12 protein-coding genes and 1 tRNA gene are annotated in these 12842 nt (G+C 72.1%); 6 read left to right on the forward strand and 7 right to left on the reverse strand.

Annotation, left to right across the window (positions count from 1 at the left end; translation table 11 throughout):
* A partial coding sequence (locus tag AC07BF_RS13340; RefSeq protein ID WP_478333374.1) for a prealbumin-like fold domain-containing protein occupies positions 1 to 414 on the forward strand: 414 nt, incomplete at its 5' end.
* 172 nt (positions 415 to 586) lie between these two features.
* Here AC07BF_RS13340 and AC07BF_RS13345 read toward each other — a convergent pair.
* Complete coding sequence (locus tag AC07BF_RS13345; RefSeq protein WP_063348017.1) at positions 587 to 1741, reverse strand: cystathionine gamma-synthase; 1155 nt, start codon at positions 1739 to 1741, stop codon at positions 587 to 589.
* A gap of 171 nt (positions 1742 to 1912) precedes the next feature.
* On the opposite strand from AC07BF_RS13345, the gene msrA reads away from it, so the two are divergent.
* A complete protein-coding gene (gene msrA, locus AC07BF_RS13350) occupies positions 1913 to 2578 on the forward strand; it encodes a peptide-methionine (S)-S-oxide reductase MsrA (RefSeq protein WP_478333375.1) in 666 nt (221 codons plus the stop codon).
* Between the two features lie 138 nt (positions 2579 to 2716).
* Entirely contained in the window at positions 2717 to 3079 is a 363-nt protein-coding gene (locus AC07BF_RS13355) for a cupin domain-containing protein (RefSeq protein ID WP_478333376.1), read from the forward strand.
* 26 nt (positions 3080 to 3105) lie between these two features.
* Here AC07BF_RS13355 and AC07BF_RS13360 read toward each other — a convergent pair whose 3' ends face one another.
* The 3 genes from AC07BF_RS13360 to AC07BF_RS13370 form a co-directional block, all read right to left on the reverse strand.
* Positions 3106 to 4392 (reverse strand): L,D-transpeptidase, encoded by a 1287-nt coding sequence (locus AC07BF_RS13360; protein ID WP_350880015.1) that lies wholly within the window; start codon positions 4390 to 4392, stop codon positions 3106 to 3108.
* A gap of 192 nt (positions 4393 to 4584) precedes the next feature.
* On the reverse strand, positions 4585 to 4920 hold the full coding sequence (locus tag AC07BF_RS13365; RefSeq protein WP_063348021.1) for a hypothetical protein: 336 nt from the start codon (positions 4918 to 4920) through the stop codon (positions 4585 to 4587).
* Between the two features lie 503 nt (positions 4921 to 5423).
* On the reverse strand, positions 5424 to 6824 hold the full coding sequence (locus AC07BF_RS13370; RefSeq protein WP_363585474.1) for a cystathionine beta-synthase: 1401 nt from the start codon (positions 6822 to 6824) through the stop codon (positions 5424 to 5426).
* Positions 6825 to 7080: 256 nt separating this feature from the next.
* Here AC07BF_RS13370 and AC07BF_RS13375 point away from each other — a divergent pair, with 256 nt between their 5' ends.
* The 3 genes from AC07BF_RS13375 (at position 7081) to AC07BF_RS13385 (ending at position 10705) form a co-directional block, all read left to right on the forward strand.
* Positions 7081 to 8163: an SGNH/GDSL hydrolase family protein gene (locus tag AC07BF_RS13375; RefSeq protein WP_363585475.1), complete on the forward strand. Its 1083-nt coding sequence runs from the start codon at positions 7081 to 7083 to the stop codon at positions 8161 to 8163.
* Between the two features lie 62 nt (positions 8164 to 8225).
* Positions 8226 to 9446 carry an acetyl-CoA C-acetyltransferase gene (locus AC07BF_RS13380; RefSeq protein ID WP_063348024.1) on the forward strand — a complete coding sequence of 407 codons (1221 nt, stop codon included), beginning with the start codon at positions 8226 to 8228 and terminating at the stop codon, positions 9444 to 9446.
* Between the two features lie 290 nt (positions 9447 to 9736).
* Complete coding sequence (locus AC07BF_RS13385; RefSeq protein ID WP_363585476.1) at positions 9737 to 10705, forward strand: hypothetical protein; 969 nt, start codon at positions 9737 to 9739, stop codon at positions 10703 to 10705.
* A 93-nt stretch (positions 10706 to 10798) separates the two neighbouring features.
* On the opposite strand, the gene AC07BF_RS13390 is transcribed toward AC07BF_RS13385, so the two are convergent.
* The 3 genes from AC07BF_RS13390 to AC07BF_RS13400 form a co-directional block, all read right to left on the reverse strand.
* Positions 10799 to 11167, reverse strand: coding sequence for a hypothetical protein (locus tag AC07BF_RS13390; protein WP_363629614.1), 369 nt, complete (start codon positions 11165 to 11167; stop codon positions 10799 to 10801).
* 80 nt (positions 11168 to 11247) lie between these two features.
* Positions 11248 to 12120 (reverse strand): Bax inhibitor-1/YccA family protein, encoded by an 873-nt coding sequence (locus tag AC07BF_RS13395; RefSeq protein WP_363589740.1) that lies wholly within the window; start codon positions 12118 to 12120, stop codon positions 11248 to 11250.
* A gap of 139 nt (positions 12121 to 12259) precedes the next feature.
* A tRNA-Leu gene (locus AC07BF_RS13400) sits at positions 12260 to 12341 on the reverse strand.
* Positions 12342 to 12842: the final 501 nt, after the last annotated feature.

A 12842-nucleotide genomic window follows, 5' to 3' on the forward strand; every position in this document is an offset into this window, starting at 1 on the left:
CTCTGGCACGAGACCAACGGCACCCCCGGCCTCCAAACCACCGGAACCAACCCCGACACCCCCGTCGGCTCCCCCTGCACCACCGGAGCGAACGGCGTCTGCTCCACGGACAACCTTCCGTTCGGCACCTACTACTGGCAGGAAACCGCCGCTCCCCCCGGCTACGAACTGCCCCAGACCGCGGTGACCACGGTCGAACTGACCGTGGACTGCCCGTGTGTGACGATCACGGTCGAGGACGAGAAGTGCCCGCCGAAGCCGTGTCCGCGCCCCCCTCACCCGCCGCACTCATGGGCCTCAGCGGACTCATGGACCCTGTGGGGCGGATGGAACCTCTGGGACCTGGTACGCGGTGAGTCCGGTCCGAACGAGGACTGCGCTTCCGCGTCGCCCACTTCCTGGAAGCGCTCCTGAAGGACCGCTCCGGCGCGAGCGCGTGAGGGCATGACGCGATGGACCGGCCGGAGGAGCCCGCAGGGGCTCCTCCGGCCGAGTGCGCCGACAGCGCGTCAGGTGACCACCGAGGTCCCCAGCCGGCTCATCGAGGCCGAAGATCCTCAACAGAATCCGGGCCTCTGAACGCGTCCTAGCCCAGTGCCTGCTTGAGGTCGGCGAGCAGGTCGTCGATCGACTCGATGCCGACCGAGACGCGCACCAGGTCGGCGGGCACCTCCAGCGCCGAACCGGCCACCGAGGCGTGGGTCATCCGGCCCGGGTGCTCGATCAGCGACTCCACGCCGCCGAGCGACTCGCCGAGGGTGAACAGCTGCGCGCGGTTGCAGACCTCGACCGCAGCCTCCTCGCCACCCTGGACCCGGAACGAGACCATGCCGCCGAAGGCCTTCATCTGCTTGGCGGCGATCTCGTGGCCGGGGTGCTCGGGCAGGCCCGGGTACAGCACCTGGCTGACCTTCGGGTGGCTCGCCAGCAGCTCGGCGACCTTCTCCGCGTTGGCACTGTGCCGGTCCATCCGGACACCCAGCGTCTTGATGCCGCGCAGCACCAGCCAGGCGTCGAACGGCCCGGAGACGGCGCCCATCGCGTTCTGGTGGTACGCCACCTCCTCGCCCAGGCTCGCGTCGGCCAGCACCAGCGCACCGCCGACCACGTCCGAGTGGCCGCCCATGTACTTGGTGGTGGAGTGCACGACCGCGTCCGCGCCGAGCGCGATCGGCTGCTGCAGGTACGGGCTGGCGAAGGTGTTGTCGACCACCAGCAGCGCGCCGGCGCCGTGCGCGACCTCGGCGAGCGCGGCCAGGTCGGTGATGCCCAGCAGCGGGTTGGACGGGGTCTCCACCCAGACCGCGCGGGTGTTGGGGCGCAGCGCGGCCCGGACGGTGGCCAGGTCCTGGGTGTTGGCGACGGAGAACTCGACGCCCCAGCGGGTCAGCACCTTGGCGAACAGCCGGAAGGTGCCGCCGTAGGCGTCGTTGGGGATCACGATGTGGTCGCCCGGCTTGAGGATGGTGCGCAGCAGGGTGTCCTCGGCGGCCAGGCCGGAGGCGAAGGCGAGGCCTCGGGCGCCGCCCTCCAGCGCCGCGAGGCACTCCTCCAGCGCGGTGCGGGTCGGGTTGGCGCTGCGGCTGTACTCGTAGCCGCCCCGCAGGCCGCCCACCCCGTCCTGCTTGTAGGTGGACACCTGGTAGATCGGCGTGACGACGGCCCCGGTCTGGGGGTCTGCTTCCTGACCCGCGTGGATGGCGAGGGTCTCGAAGCCCTGGGGAAGCTGGTGCTCGGTCATGGGTCGAGCCTAGTGGCCGTGCGGCCCGGCGCCCTCCGGAACGTCCCAGCCCGCCGTGAACCGGGCCGGCTGCGAACCGGGGCTGCGGCGGAATCCGGGCGGCGCCGGAATCCGGGGGCGGCCCGCCGCGTTGAATCCTGCGCAACCCTCCCTACCCCGCAGGAGCAGGCCGTGCTGTTCAACCGCCACAAGACCTCGCTCGTTCCCGCCGACCAGGCGCTGCCCGGCCGGGAGTCGCCGGGCTTCGCACTGCGCGAGCCGCACACCGTGCTCGGCCACCCGCTCACCGGGCCGTACCCGGACGGCCTGGAGGTGGCCGACTTCGGGCTGGGCTGCTTCTGGGGCGCCGAGCGGACGTTCTGGCGCCTGCCCGGTGTCTGGACGACGCTGGTCGGCTACCAGGGCGGCTACACCCCCCACCCGACGTACGAGGAGGTGTGCAGCGGGCTGACCAGGCACACCGAGGCGGTCCGGGTGGTGTTCGACCCCTCGGTGATCTCCTACGAGCGGCTGCTGAAGACCTTCTGGGAGGCACACGACCCGACCCAGGGCAACCGCCAGGGCAACGACGTCGGCACCCAGTACCGCTCCGCCGTCTACACCCACTCCCCCGCCCAGGCCGCCGCCGCGGCCGCTGGCCGGGACGCCTTCCAGCCGGCCCTGACCGCGCTCGGCTACGGCCCGATCACCACCGAGATCGCCCCGGCGGGCCCGTTCTACCCGGCCGAGCCGTACCACCAGCAGTACCTGTCCGACGCCAAGAATCCGAACGGCTACTGCGGCCTCGGCGGCACCGGCGCCTCCTGCCCGATCGGCGTGGCCCGCACGCAGGGCTGACCGTCCGTGACCGTTCCGGCGGGCCGGCCACCCGAGGTGACCGCCCGCCGGTCGGGGCGCAGACTGGAAGGGCCAGCAGACGGGCCTGCCTCCTCTCCGCGCGGGCGGCCGGGCCGTCCGCGCGGAGAGGAGTGCGCCATGTCCGGTCTCGTCCGCATGAACTTCGACGCCCCCGAGGAGGTCCGCCCCTTCGAGGAGGGCACGGGGGAGCTGCGCCTGGTCAACCTGGACGCCGGCCCGGTGGGCCGGGCCGTGTTCCACCCGGGTTGGCAGTGGTCCAAGCACGTGAAGCCGATCGCCAGGACCGAAAGCTGCCAGGCCGCCCACACGGGGTACGTGGTCTCGGGCCGGATGAGGATCGTCATGGACGACGGTCAGGAGACCGAGTTCGGCCCCGGCGACCTGATGATCTGCCCGCCCGGGCACGACGCCTGGATCGTCGGCGACGAGCCCTGCGTCATCGTCGACTGGCAGGGGTTCGCCGACTACGCCAAGCGCTGACCGGTGCTGACCGGCGGCTCCCGGCGTCAGACCGCGCTGCCGGCCTTCCAGGCGGCCCAGCCGAGGTTCCAGCCGTTCAGGCCATTGTCCGGCGCGACGGTCTTGTCACCGGAGTTCACGACCTCGACCACGTCGCCGACCATGGAGCTCTTGTAGAACTTGTAGCCGTCCGTGCTGCCGTCCTGCGCGCCCTTGGCGTCCTGGAGGCCGATGCAGCCGTGGCTGGTGTTCTGGCCGCCGAAGATCGACGACGAGGACCAGTAGTTGCCGTGGATGAAGGTGCCCGAGGTGGTGAGCCGCTGGGCGTGCGGCACGTCCGCGATGTCGTACTCGCTGCCGAGGTTGACGGTCTGCGAGTTCATCCGGGTCTGCTGGAACTGCTCGGAGATCACCATCTTGCCGCCCCAGGTGCGGTGCTCGGGCGACCCGCCGGAGATCTTGTAGACGGCGCTGACCTGTCCGTCGGTGGTGACGGTGAGCTTCTTGGCGCCGAGGTCGGCGACGCTGGTCTGGGCGCGGCCGATGGTGAAGCGGACGTCCTTGGACTGGGTGCCGTAGACGCCCTTGGCGCCCTCGACGTCCTTGAGCCGGAGCTTGAGGGTGACCTTGGTGCCCTTGGCCCAGTACTCCTGCGGCCGGAAGTCGAGGCGGGTGCTGGAGAACCAGTACCCGACGATCTCGACGCCCGGCTCGGCTATCACGGTGATCGCCTGCTGGACGGCCTTGCGGTCGGTGATCGGCTTGCTGAAGGTGATCGAGACGGGCATGCCGACGCCGACGACCGAGCCGTCCTCGGGCGTGAAGTAGCCGACGAAGGTGTTGGCCGGGGTGGCCGTGGTGAAGGTGGCGTTGGCGTCCGCCTCCAGCTTGTCCTTGTCGAGGGCGGTGGCGGCCACGGTGTACTTGGTGCCGCTGGCGGGGGCGGCGGCCGAGGTCCAGCTGGCGCCGTCGGAGGCGAGCTGGCCGGCCAGTTCCTTGCCCGTGGAGTCGGTGACCTTGACGGTGCCCAGGGTGCCGTTGCTGACGGTGACCTTGACCGGCTCGCTGAAGCTGGCGGAGGCGGCACCGTCCGCAGGAGTGACGGTGATGACGGCGGTCGAGGTCTTCGGCGCGCTGCTGGTCCCGCCGGAGCCGCTGCCGGTGCCCGGGGTTCCACCGGAACCGCCCGAGCCGCCCGAGCCGTTGGCGTCGGCGCTCTTGGTGTCGTTGCAGGCCGCGAGCAGCAGGACCGGCGCCCCGATCAGGCCCGCGAGCACTCCGCGCCGGCTCCAGTTGCCTCCGCCTGCCCGCCCCTGACCGTCCCGTGCCGTCACGTCGCGTCTCCCTGCTGATCATCCCGGGCATTTACGGATACAGAAACGCAATCCGCCCGTGCACGGTTCCACCTCCGAAGGGTAAGCGATCGTATGAGATGACCCAACTTCCCGGTGAACAGGGAAAAAACGCCCGGCCTGCGGGGCAGACCGGGCGTTCACGAGCGGTGACGAGCCAGCGGGGCGAGGCCGCTACTCGGCGGACTCGTCCACCACGTACTCGTCCCACCCCTCGTTCTCGGGGTCGAACTCGGTCTGCGCCGACTCCCAGGTCGCCGAGGCCAGCTCGACACCCGGCACGTCGCCGAGCAGCGCCACCGGGTCGATGAAGTGGGCGAGCGAACCCGACGGGTCCACCTCGATGGCGTCGACGGACTGGGCGCGCTCGTCGTCGTCGAGGTACTCGTCCTCGGTCACCTGCTTCAGGGCGGCCGCCTTGAGCGCGCCCTCGTCGGTGATCTCCGCGATGAGCTCGATCTTGAGCCGGACGTAGCGCGGCTCGTCCTGGGTGGTTTCAGTGCTGGTCATGCGTGTGAGCGTACGGGAAGGGCCGGTCCCTCGGAGAAGGACCGGCCCTGCCGTTCTCCGCCTCGGTTCCCCCACCCGGGAACCGCGGAGACGCGCCGTGCGGCGCGCGGTGCCGCGGGAGCCGCCGCACCCTGTCGACCGGCCGCAGCCGGGCAGGGGCGGGACGACGGCGCCTCCCGCGGAGGCCCCTCTCCCCCGTTGCCGGGCTGGAGGGCGGACACGGCGGGTCGGGTCAGGACCGCCCGACGTGTCCGGAGCCGACCGCGTCCGCCGGGGAGCCGCTCCCGGACGGTTGCCGTCGTCTCGCTCGGCGTCTTGCCGTTGACCACCACGATGCCGGACCGTTGTTAACCGCGTGCTGCGGGCAGGTGACGCCGGTGTACCACTTCGCCCGTGGGCGAACCGCGGGCAAAGCGTGGGCGAACCCTCGTCCGCCCCGCCGACCGGGGCCGGCGGCGGGATCGGGGCCGGCGGCGGGGCCGGTCAGGGCCGGGGCCGACGGGTCAGTGCGCGGCGCGGCCGGCGAGGAAGCCCAGCAGGTCCTGGCGGGTGACGATGCCCTGCGGCTTGCCCTCCACCAGCACCACCGCGGCGTCGGCCTTCTCCAGCACGGTCATCAGGTTGGTGACCGTCTCGCCCGCACCGACGACCGGCAGCGGCTTGGACATCACCCGGTCCAACGTGTCGGTCAGCTCGATCTCCTTCGCGAAGACGCCCTCCAGCAGCAGCTTCTCCGCCACCGAGCCGATCACCTCGCCGGCCATGATGTCCGGGTGGCCGGCACCCGGGGAGACCACCGGCATCTGCGAGACGCCGTACTCGCGCAGCACCCGGACCGCCTCGGCGACCGTCTCGTTCGGGTGCATGTGGACGAACTGCGGGATGCCCTCGTGCTCGATGGCGTCCTTGCGGGCCAGCACCTCGCCGATGTGCGCCTCGTCGGTGGCCGAGGGCAGGAAGCCGTAGTCGGCCATCCAGTCGTCGTTGAAGATCTTGGACAGGTAGCCGCGGCCGCCGTCCGGCAGCAGCACCACCACGACGTCGTCCGGGCCCAGGTCCTTGGCCACCTCCAGCGCGGCCACCACGGCCATGCCGCAGGAGCCGCCGACCAGCAGGCCCTCCTCCTTGGCCAGGCGGCGGGTCATCTGGAAGGAGTCCTTGTCGGAGACGGCGACGATGCCGTCGGCGACGTCACGGTCGTAGGCGGTCGGCCAGAAGTCCTCACCCACGCCCTCGACCAGGTACGGCCGGCCGGTGCCGCCCGAGTAGACCGAGCCCTCCGGGTCGGCGCCGATCACCTTGACCTTGCCGCCCGAGACCTCCTTCAGGTAGTTACCGGTGCCGGAGATGGTGCCGCCGGTGCCGACGCCCGCCACGAAGTGGGTGATCCGGCCCTCGGTCTGCTCCCACAGCTCCGGACCGGTGGAGTGGTAGTGCGAGGCCGGGTTGTCCGGGTTGGAGTACTGGTCCGGCTTCCAGGCGTTCGGGGTCTCCCGGACGAGCCGGTCGGAGACGTTGTAGTACGAGTCCGGGTGCTCGGGGGCCACGGCGGTGGGACAGACGACCACCTCGGCGCCGTACGCGCGCAGGGTGTTGATCTTGTCGGTGGACACCTTGTCCGGACAGACGAAGATGCACTTGTAGCCCTTCTGCTGGGCCACGATCGCCAGGCCGACACCGGTGTTGCCGGAGGTCGGCTCGACGATGGTGCCGCCCGGCTTCAGGGCGCCCGAGGCCTCGGCGGCCTCGATCATGCGCATCGCGATGCGGTCCTTCACCGAACCGCCGGGGTTGAAGTACTCGACCTTCGCCAGCACTGTCGCGCTGATGCCCTCGGCGACCTTGTTCAGCTTGACCAGCGGCGTGTTGCCGACGAGGTCGATGATCGAGTTGTGGTACCGCACGGGGGTCCTCCCGGTTGTGGGCATGCGAGTGCTTTCGGTACTGCAAAGCCTAGGCCGTGCCGCCCGCCCCAGCCCGCCCTTCCGCCCCACCCGTCCCTCACCCCGCCCCGGCCCCGCGCGGCGGCCCCCCACCCGCCCTCCTCCCCCCAATGGCCCAGCCCCGCAGGTAGCCCCGGCCCCCGCGCGGGTAGGAGGGGGGTGCAGGCATCGCCATGGCCCCGGAGGGGGCGGCACGAGGACGCGAAGGGGGCATCGGATGCCAGGGGCACAGGACTCGCGGGCCCGGGTGGCCCGCCGGATCGCCACCGCGGCGGCGTACGGCGGCGGCGGGCTCGGCCTGCTGGGCGTGGGCCTGGTGGGCGTGCTGCTCACCGAGAGCAAGCTGGCGATCCAGGCCATCGGCGTGCTGGAGGGCGATCCGCCCAAGGCCGACGGCGTCTACGGCGAGGCCTTCGCCGACAGCTCCGCCGCCACGCAGCCGCCGCTGGTGCTGGCCGTCCTCGGTGACTCCACCGGCGCCGGCCTCGGTGTGCTGCGGGCCCGGGAGACCCCGGGCGCGCTGCTGGCCGCGGGCCTGGCCTCGGTGGCCGAACGCCCGGTCCGGCTGGTCAACGTGGCCCGCACCGGCGGCCGTTCCGCCCACCTCTCGGGCCAGCTGGAGCAGGCGCTGCCGCACCACCCGGACGTCGCCGTGCTCATGATCGGCGCCAACGACGTGACCCGGCACAGCCCGGCCCAGCTGGCCGTCCGCCAGCTCGGCGAGGCGGTCGCGGCGCTGCGGGCGAACGGCTGCGAGGTGGTGGTCGGCACCTGCCCGGACCTCGGGACGATCAAGCCGGTGCACCCGCCGCTGCGCTGGGTGGCCCGTCGGCTGAGCCGGCAGCTGGCGGCCGCGCAGACCATCGCGGTCGTGGAGGCCGGCGGCCGGACGGTCTCGCTGGGCTCGCTGCTGGGCCCTGAGTTCGCGGCGCGCCCGGAGATGTTCGCCGCCGACCGCTACCACCCGTCCGCCCAGGGCTACGCGACGGCCGCGATGGCCGTGCTGCCCTCGGTGTGCGCCGCGCTCGGTCTCTGGCCGGAGGAGGAGCGCCCGGCCGCACCCGTGCCGGGCGGGACGGTGCTGCCGGTGGCGATGGCCGCCGCCGCCGCGGCCGGGCGTTCGGGCACCGAGGTCGCGGCCGTCGAGGCGGAGGGCGCCGGCCGCCGCTGGGCGTTGCTTCGCCACCGGCTGCGGGTCGGGCTGCCCGGCTCGTGGGCGCCCGAGGAGGCCGGGGAAGGAGCCGTTCCAGAGGCCGGCGACACGTCGGCCAGCTCACACGCCGGGACGGGTGACGCCTGATCTACCAGGCGGTAACTTTCCTCCCGGACGCCAGTCCGCCGTCACCCAGCGAGGAGCCCGCCATGCCCGAAGCCGTCATCGTCAGCGCCACCCGTTCGCCGATCGGCCGGGCCTTCAAGGGCTCGCTCAAGGACGTCCGCCCCGACGACCTGACCGCCCACGTCATCCAGGCCGCCCTGGCCAAGGTCCCGCAGCTCGACCCGCGCGAGATCGACGACCTGATGCTCGGCTGCGGCCTGCCCGGCGGCGAGCAGGGCCACAACCTGGCCCGCATCGTGGCCGTCCAGATGGGCATGGACTACCTGCCCGGTGCCACCATCACCCGCTACTGCTCGTCCTCGCTGCAGACCACGCGGATGGCACTGCACGCGATCAGGGCCGGCGAGGGCGACGTCTTCCTCTCGGCCGGCGTGGAGACCGTCTCGCGCAGCGTGAACGGGACCTCGGACGGCATGCCGGGCACCACGAACCCGGTCTTCGACGAGGCCCAGGCCCGTACCGCCAAGCGCGCCGAGGAGGGCGGCGGGGAGTGGCACGACCCGCGCGAGGACGGCCTGCTGCCGGACGCCTACATCGCGATGGGCCAGACCGCCGAGAACCTGGCCGCGCTCAAGGGGATCACCCGCGCCGAGCAGGACGAGTTCGGCGTCCGCTCGCAGAACCTCGCCGAGGCCGCCATCAAGGCCGGCTTCTGGGAGCGCGAGATCACCCCGGTGACGCTCCCGGACGGCACCGTGGTGAGCAAGGACGACGGCCCGCGCGCCGGCGTCACACTGGAGGGCGTCTCCGGCCTGAAGCCGGTGTTCCGGCCGGACGGCACCGTGACCGCCGGTAACTGCTGCCCGCTGAACGACGGCGCCGCCGCGCTGGTCATCATGTCCGACACCAAGGCCCGGGAGCTGGGCATCACCCCGCTCGCCCGGGTGGTCTCCACCGGCGTCAGCGCGCTCTCCCCCGAGATCATGGGCTACGGCCCGGTCGAGGCCTCCCGGCAGGCGCTGCGGCGGGCCGGCCTGACCATCGACGACATCGACCTGGTCGAGATCAACGAGGCCTTCGCCGCCCAGGTGATCCCGTCCTACCGGGATCTCGGCATCGACCTGGACAAGCTGAACGTCAACGGCGGCGCGATCGCCGTCGGCCACCCGTTCGGCATGACCGGCGCCCGGATCACCACCACCCTGATCAACTCCCTGCAGTGGCACGACAAGCAGTTCGGCCTGGAGACCATGTGCGTCGGCGGCGGCCAGGGCATGGCGATGGTGATCGAGCGGCTCAGCTGACCCGCCGGGCCGCCCCGAAAGGGTCTGGACCACCCATTTGGAGTGACCGTGAGTAATTGAGGGCCGGATCACATCGCGAGGTCGATCCGGCCCTCTTTTCGCTCGTTTTCAGCTCGGAAATCGACACTGCGGAGCGGATCAACTCCACTGCGTAGAACGGTGTTACCTAACAATTTGGGGACAAGAGCGAAAGTCCCCCACAAATTAGACATTCGCCACTGCGGCAACAGCCCCGGATGCGGCAGTGTGGACACGTAACCCCGTTCCGCTCCTCGCTAGGAGTACGTTCCGTGAGCGCCGTCTACACCATCCTGCTGCTGATCCTGATCACCGTGTCGACCGCCGTGCTGCTCCACCTCCGGGGACTCTCCCGCCGGCTGGACGCGCGGGCCGCGGCCCAGGCCGCACCCGCCCCGGTGGACCAGGCCGCGATACGCCAGGCCGTCACCGAGGCACTCGCCGCCGACCGCGAGCGGGAGATCACCGAGGCCCGGGCGTTCTGGGCCGAGCAGGAGGCCCGCGCGGCCGAGGACGCGCCACTGTTCGACTCCCCGTACACCGGCCCGTTCGCCAGCACCGACGAGTGGCCGCTGTTCTTCCCCCGCCCCACCGGCCCGCAGGACGCCGTCGACAACGCCGGCACCATGGACCCGGAGTTCGGCGAGGCGCTGCGCTCCGCGCTGGAGGACCTGATCAACGAGGGCCCCGCCGAGCCCGGACCCGAGGGCGGCTCGTCGCTGTTCCCCGGCCAGGGCGCCGGCACCTTCTCCACCGGCACCTCCTCCGCCGGCTCCGCCGAACCCACCGGGGACGCCCGCGCCCGCCGCGAGGCCGACCTGCTGGCCACCGGCCTGGAGGCCGGGCTGCTGGACGCCGACCAGGCCGTCGAGGACGCCCCGGTCGCCGCGCCCGACCCGCGCCGCCACCCCTCCCACCCCGACTTCGTGCCCAGCCAGGCGCCGTCCCGCGAGTGGACCGACACCCGGCTGGCCACCCTCGCCGACGAGGCCGTCGCCCTGATCGACGTCCGCCCGGGCCCGCTGGGCACCCTGGACGTGTACGCCTTCGCCGACGGCACCACGCTCTGCGTGGCCCCGGGCGACCGGGAGGCCGCCTACCGGCTGATCGACGCGGTCCGTGCCGGTGAGCACGTCCGGCTGCTCGGCGGCTCGCGCTTCTCCGGCTCGTACTCGCTGACCTTCTCCACCGACGAGGAGGCCGTCTACGTCCTCGCCGACCGGGTGGTCGCCAGCATCTGACGCCGCCCCAGCAGCGCGGCACACCACAGCACGCCGAAGGCCGGCCGGGTCAAGGGGTTACCGACCCGGCCGGCCTTCGGCGTGTCCGGACGTCTATCCGCAGAGCGCCGCCGTCTCGCGCACCGCGGCCAGCGCCCCGGCCAGCACCTCCGCGGCCGCCACCGGCCCGCCCGGCAGGGCGACCGCGTCGCCCTCCGGCAGCGCCGCCAGCGCGGCCGCCAGGTCGTGCCCGGCGACGGCCAGTTGGTCCCCCGCCGCGAAGGCCCCGGCGTCCGGGAACTCCCGCTCCGGCCCGCCCTCCGCCGCCAGCGCCAGGGCCGCCAGCCGCCGGGCCAACGCCAGCGCGGCCCCCGCCCGGGACTCGTACCCGGGCACGGCGCCCAGCAGTTTGCTCTGCGGCAGCGAGCGGAAACGATCCGCCAAGGAGTCGACGGCTTCGACCAGGAGCTGTACGTCATGCATGACAGGGAGCCTAAACGCCGCCGGGCCCCCGGAGCGTTTCGCTCCGGGGGCCCGGCGGCAGTGGTACGGCGGGAACGCGATTAGTCGTCGCCGCGCAGGATCGCGATCAGGCGCAGCATCTCGACGTAGATCCAGACCAGCGACAGGGTGAGCCCGAAGGCGGCCCGCCAGGCCTCCTTCTGCGGCGCGCCCTGGGCGATGCCCTCTTCGATCGCCGCGAAGTCCAGCGACAGGAAGAAGGCGCCGAGGGCGATGCCGATCAGGCCGACCACGATGCCCAGCGGGCCTGAACGCAGCCCCATGTCGGCGCCGAACGCCATCGCGATCATGTTGACCAGCATCAGCAGCACGAAGCCCATGGCAATCGCGATGCCGATCCGGGTGTAGCGCGCGGTGACCCGGATCCGGCCGCTCTTGTAGGCGAACAGCATCGCCGCGAAGACCGCCGCCGTGCCCAGCACCGCCTGGATCGCGATGCCGTTGATGACGGTGTTGAGCGCGTGCGTGACCGCGCCGAGCGCGAAGCCCTCAAGAGCCGCGTAGGTCAGGATCAGCGGCGGGCTGACGCTGCGCTTGAAGGAGACCACCAGGCCGACGACCATGGCCACCAGGCTGGCGCCGATCGCGAAGCCGAAGTTCTCGAACGGCAGCACGAACCAGGCCACCGCGCCGGCGGCGACCAGGGTCAGCAGCGTCATGGCCGTGCGCGCGACCACGTCGTCGAGCGTCATCCGCCCGGTGGCGGCGGGGCCGGCCGACGGCCCGTTGTACATCTCGTACAGCTGCTCGTCGGTCAGCGGGCCCTGCGCCTGCGGCTGCTGGGCGTAAGGGGTCCCCGCGTAGGGGTTGTTGCCGTACTGGCCCCCGGCCTGCGTGGTGGTACCGAACCCCGCGTAGCCGGGCTCGCGGGTGAAGGACCCCTCCCGCGAGAAGACCGGGTTGCTGCTTCTCATTGCACATTCCCTCCGTGGCGGCACTGCACCGCCCAGCCACCAGGGTAATGGCTTGGCAAAAATATCGGGATACGCCGCGAGGAGGATCACTGAACGACTCCCGGCGGGGACGCCGTCGGCGCCCCCGCGAGTCGAGCGGTGCCCGGAGCCGGACTCGAACCGGCACGGCCTCGCGGCCAAGCAGTTTTAAGCTGCCCGTGTCTGCGTTCCACCATCCGGGCGTCCTGAGGACGGACCCCTCCATCGGCCGGAGAAGAAGCGCTCCACCCCCGGTGCGGGCCACCCCAGAGCCTAGTCGCCCGCCTCGCCCTTTCGCATGTTCCCAGCCAGGGAAGTTGTCATGTTTCCTTGCGATCTGACGAACAGTCCGCAATTCGGCCACGAAGTGTACGAGTTCCGGCCACCGCCCAGCGCTCAGGGTCGGCGTCATACCCCAGGAGGAGGGCGTCACCTGGCCGTACGCCCAGCGGTGGTCAGGCCAACCGTCCGGCGGAGCGACGAGAACTCGTGATCACACGGCGGAGCATGGAGGTACGGCCGGGCGCCCCTGGCGGCCCGGCCGTCCAGGCGCCCAGCGCGTCTCCCGCAGCCCGCGACCACCAAGGAGCACCCCCGTGACCACGTCGACCGCAACCGCCGTCCGTACCGGCCTGGCGGCCGCCCGCGCCACCGGCCTCAACAAGGTCTACGGGGACGGGGAGACCCGCGTCGTGGCCCTCGAC

This window comes from Kitasatospora sp. NPDC043950, from assembly GCF_056435345.1.